4 protein-coding genes are annotated in these 3,752 nt (G+C 76.7%); 3 read left to right on the forward strand and 1 reads right to left on the reverse strand.

Features of this window, described 5'->3' with window-relative positions:
- From GTR00_RS16375 to GTR00_RS16385, 3 genes are all read left to right on the forward strand, one after another.
- The coding region (locus GTR00_RS16375) for a hypothetical protein (RefSeq protein WP_205705974.1) at positions 1 to 207 on the forward strand (207 nt) is incomplete at its 5' end.
- A 149-nt stretch (positions 208 to 356) separates the two neighbouring features.
- On the forward strand, positions 357 to 1,505 hold the full coding sequence (locus GTR00_RS16380) for a zinc-dependent alcohol dehydrogenase (RefSeq protein ID WP_166612654.1): 1,149 nt from the start codon (positions 357 to 359) through the stop codon (positions 1,503 to 1,505).
- Between the two features lie 17 nt (positions 1,506 to 1,522).
- Positions 1,523 to 2,188, forward strand: a complete 666-nt coding sequence (locus GTR00_RS16385; RefSeq protein WP_240900451.1) for a hypothetical protein — start codon at positions 1,523 to 1,525, stop codon at positions 2,186 to 2,188.
- Between the two features lie 18 nt (positions 2,189 to 2,206).
- On the opposite strand, the gene GTR00_RS16390 is transcribed toward GTR00_RS16385, so the two are convergent.
- Entirely contained in the window at positions 2,207 to 3,688 is a 1,482-nt protein-coding gene (locus tag GTR00_RS16390; protein WP_166612655.1) for an aldehyde dehydrogenase family protein, read from the reverse strand.
- Between the last annotated feature and the right edge of the window lie 64 nt (positions 3,689 to 3,752).

Raw genomic sequence — 3,752 nt, forward strand, 5'->3', positions numbered from 1 at the left:
GGGCGCGCGCGCAAGCAGGTCCTGCTGCGCCTGGACCCCGCCGTGCACGAGGCGCTGGCGCGCTGGGCCGGCGACGACCTGCGCAGCGTCAACGCCCAGGCGGAGTTCGTGCTGCGCGAGGCGCTGCGCCGCGCCGGGCGGATGCCCGCCGAGGCCGGGGACCTGCCCCGGCGCGGTCGCCCGCCGCGCCCCCGCGAACAGGGTTGAGCCGGGTTGAGCCGGGTTGAGCCGGGCTGAGCCGGGCTGAGCCGGGCTGAGCCGGGCGCCTGCGCGTGCGGGCGGGCGCCGTGCGCGGCACAGTGGGCCCGGGCGGGCCGGAGGACCGGTGCGCCCGGGCCTTCCGGGAGGAGCTGCCGGTGCGAGCGATGGTGTACCGCGGGCCGTACCGCGTGCGCGCGGAGGAGAAGGAGCGCCCGCGCATCGAGCACCCCAACGACGCGATCGTGCGGGTCACGCTCGCCGCGATCTGCGGCTCGGACCTGCACCTGTACCACGGGGCGATCCCCGACACCCGGCCCGGGACGACCTTCGGTCACGAGTTCATCGGCGTGGTCGACGAGGTCGGGTCGTCGGTGCAGAACCTGAGGGTCGGTGACCGCGTCATGGTGCCCTTCAACATCTTCTGCGGCTCGTGCTTCTACTGCGCTCGCGGGCTGCAGTCCAACTGCCACAACGTCAACGCCAACGCCACCGCCGTCGGCGGGATCTACGGCTACTCGCACACCGCCGGCGGCTACGACGGCGGCCAGGCGGAGTACGTGCGCGTGCCGTTCGCCGACGTCGGGCCCACCGTGATCCCGGAGTGGATGCACGAGGAGGACGCCGTCGTGCTCACCGACGCCGCGGCCACCGGGTACTTCGGCGCCCAGCTCGCCGACGTCGTCGAGGGCGACGTCGTGGTGGTCCTCGGCGCCGGCCCCGTCGGGCTGCTCGCGGCGCAGTCCGCCTGGCTCATGGGTGCCGGGCGCGTGATCGTCGTGGACCAGTTGCCCGAGCGCCTGGAGAAGGCGCGCACCATGGCCCACGCCGAGACCGTGGACTTCACCGAGCACGACGACGTCGTGGTGCTGCTGAAGGAGATGACGGGCTACCTGGGCGCCGACGCCGTCATCGACGCGGTGGGCGCCGAGGCGGACGGCAACTTCCTTCAGCACGTCGCCGGGGCGAAGCTGAAGCTGCAGGGCGGCTCGCCGATCGCGCTGAACTGGGCGATCGACGCCGTGCGCAAGGGCGGCACGATCTCCGTCATGGGCGCCTACGGGCCGGTGCCCAGCGCCGTGAAGTTCGGCGACGCGATGAACAAGGGCCTGACGCTGCGGATGAACCAGACGCCCGTGAAGCGGCAGTGGCCGCGGATGTTCGAGCACGTGCGCAACGGCCACCTCACGCCCCGGGAGGTCGTCACCCACCGCATCCCGCTGGAGCACATCGCCGAGGGGTACCACATCTTCTCGTCCAAGCTCGACGGCTGCATCAAGCCGCTCGTCGTGCCGGGCGCGAGCTGAACCGGGAGGCACCGGACATGAGCGAACCCCAGGACCCCCGGGGTCCCGCGGACCGCGGCCCCGTGGACCTGCACCTCGCGGACCTCGACCCCGATGACCCCGCGTACACCTACACCGCCGACAAGCCGCCGCTGCCGGAGACGCCCGAGCAGCTGCGCGCACGCATCCCCGGCTGGGGCGTGGACCTCGACCCCGCGGACCGCCCGTCCTTCCCGCGCGAGCGCTTCGACCCCGGCCTCAACGGTGCGCACTGGCGCTTCCCCGAGCGGCAGGTGCAGCACCACCCGCGCGAGCGCTCGATCGAGCACGCCTTCGTCACCCCGGTCTTCGGCACCTCCACACCCCCCTCGGGCCTGTCCGGCGCGGTGCGCCGCCACGCCTACCGCTACAGCGAGGGCCGCAACGCGCACTGGCTGCTGCTCGTGGCCGCGGACCGCGTGGGCGCCCTGGAGGCCGCGCTGGCCTCCTTCGCCAGCCGGCACCCCGACGACCCGGTCAGCGAGACCGGCGTGCTCAGCGAGCCCGGCCACCACCCGCTGCGCTCGCGCCGCGGCCGCTCCGACGTGCGCCACCAGGTGCTGGACCCCGTGCTGGTCGCCGCCCCCTGGGTGGCCGGCGGGGTGCTGGGCTACCGCGTGGTGCGCAGCGCGGTGCGGGGGGTGGCGCGCTCGCGCGCGCGCTGACGCGCGCCCGCCGGCGCCTCAGCGCCGGCCGTGCACCAGCCCCAGCAGGGCCGCCACCCGCGCGTCGTCGCGCGCCGAGCGGGCGAAGCCCGTCACGGCCAGCGGCAGCCGGAAGCGCTGGCGGGCCAGCGCCTGCGGCGCGCTGAACTCGCGCAGCCCGTCGGGCCCGTGCACGCGCCCGAAGCCGGAGTCGCCCACCCCGCCGAAGGGCAGGGTGGGCACCTGCGCGAACCCGAAGGCGCAGTTCACCGACACCGCGCCCGTGCGCAGCCGGCGGGCGACCCGCTCGGCGCCGCGACCGCCGAACACCGTCGCGCCCAGGCCGTAGCGGGTGCCGTTGGCCCGCCGCACCGCCTCGTCCACGTCCGCCACGGCCCGCACCGTCAGCAGCGGCCCGAACGTCTCCTCCTGGTTCGCCAGGGCCTCGTCGGGCACGTCGGCCAGGACCACCGGCTGCACGACGGTGCCCTCGGCGGGGCCGCCGTCGAAGAGCACCCGCCCCCCGCGGGCGACGGCGTCGGCGACGTGGGCCTCCACCCGCGCCGCCTGCGCGGGCGTGCGCAGCGGGCCGAGCACCGCGCCCGGGTCCGTCCCCGCCCGCACCCCGCGCACCTCGCGCAGCAGCGCCGCGACGAAGGCGTCGTGGACGGCGCGGTGGACGTACACGCGCTCGGTGCCGATGCAGGTCTGCCCGGCGTTGACCACCGCGCTCCACACCGCGGCCCGGGCCGCGGCCTCCACGTCGGCGTCCTCGTCCACGACGAAGGCGTCCTTGCCGCCGCACTCGGCCACCAGCGGGGTCAGCGTCCCGGCGCACGCGGCCATCACCCGCCGCGCCGCGGCCGTGGACCCGGTGAAGGCGATCTTGTCCACCCCGCCGCGGCACAGCGCCTCCCCGGTGCTCGCGTCGCCGGTCAGCAGCTGCAGGACCGGCTGCTCGGGCACCACCCGCGCGAACGCCTCGACCAGCCAGGCCCCCACCCCGGGCGCCAGCTCGCTGGGCTTGTAGACCACCGCGTTGCCGGCCGCCAGCGCGGGCACGATCGAGCCCAGCGGGGTGAACACCGGGAAGTTCCACGGCCCGATGACGCCGACGACGCCCAGGGGCTTGCGCTCCACGCTCGCGCTGAGGTTCGCGCTCAGCGCCGTGGTGCGCACCCGGCGCGGCCCCAGCACCCGCTCGGCGTTGCGCGCCGCCCACGCCACGTGCTCCAGGGTCAGCGCGACCTCCAGCACCGCGTCGGCGGTGGGCCGGGTCGTCTCCTCGCGCACCACCGCCGCCAGCCGGTGCACCTGCCGGGCCAGCAGCCCGCGGAAGGCGTCCAGGCGGCGGCGCCGCCCGGCGAAGCCCAGCTCGCCCCACCACCGCGCCGCCTCGCGGGCGCGGGCGACGGCGGCGGCCACGTCCTGCTCGCCCTGCACGGGGAAGGTGCCCACCAGCTCCCCGGTGCCCGCGGCGCGCACCTCGAACGTGCCGGGGGCGGCGTCCTGCGCGGTCACCGCGCGCCGCCCCCGCGGTGCCCGGCCGCCGCGGCGGCGCCGGCCGCGTCCGCCGCGGCGGCGC

This window comes from Kineococcus indalonis (assembly GCF_009906395.1).
GTDB lineage: Bacteria > Actinomycetota > Actinomycetes > Actinomycetales > Kineococcaceae > Kineococcus > Kineococcus indalonis.

Excerpts from the sequence above, each read along its gene's own strand:
- GTR00_RS16385 (WP_240900451.1), top strand. The coding sequence starts at position 1,523 with ATGAGCGAACCCCAGGACCCCCGGGGTCCCGCGGACCGCGGCCCCGTG.